Genomic DNA, 761 nt, shown 5'->3' on the forward strand with positions numbered 1-761 from the left:
GACCGGGCGGTCCGCGTCGCGCGCCGCGATGAGCCCGAGGCTCGTCAGCGGAACCTGCTCGGCCCGGCGCGCACCGAGCACGCGTTCGTAGAGGCGCCGTGGCGTGGCATCCGGATCCGCGAATCGCACGTCCTGCTCGAGGAGCTGCACGCGCAGCCCCCTCCGCCGGTGCACCGTGCCGGCGTCGACGGCCTGCGTGCCGGCCAGCACGCCGAGCAGCGTCGACTTGCCTGCGCCGATGGAACCGGTCACCAACAGCCGGGTCAGCGGCGCGACCTGCAGCGACTCCACCTCCAGGCGGCCGGCGACCGACACGTCGGACAGCTGGAGCAGCAGCCCAGACGGCTCTTCGAGCGCGTGCGACCCCGACGGGATGCCGGCGAACTCGAGCAGCGCCGGCGGCTTGCGCACCTGCTCCCGCTCGAGTGTCGCCAGCCGCTGCTCGACGTTGCGCACCCGTCGGGACACCGCCTGCTCGACGTTGGCCCGCTTGAACTTGGTGATGAACTTGTCGTTGTCGGTGGCCGCGCGCCCGTGCGAGACGTTCCGCGCGCCGTCGTTCGCCGACAGCCGCAGGCGGCGCAATTCCTCCTGCTCGTCGTCGTACTGCCGCCGCCAGCGTTCGCGCTCCTCGGCCTTCACCGACAGGTACTCGCTGAAGCCGCCGCCGAAGACGGTGCCGCCGGATGCCGCGAGCACCTCGTCGCGCGACGCACCGGCCGTGGTTCCCGACGCGGCGAGCTGCAGCGCGCCCGCACGTC

1 pseudogene is annotated in these 761 nt (G+C 73.2%); it reads right to left on the bottom strand.

Going from position 1 to position 761, the window contains the following annotated elements:
* Positions 1–761: pseudogene (locus GH736_RS23755) on the bottom strand (ABC transporter ATP-binding protein); the annotation flags it as partial.

This window comes from Agromyces humi, from assembly GCF_009720255.1.
In the GTDB taxonomy this organism is placed as follows: Bacteria; Actinomycetota; Actinomycetes; order Actinomycetales; family Microbacteriaceae; genus Agromyces; species Agromyces humi.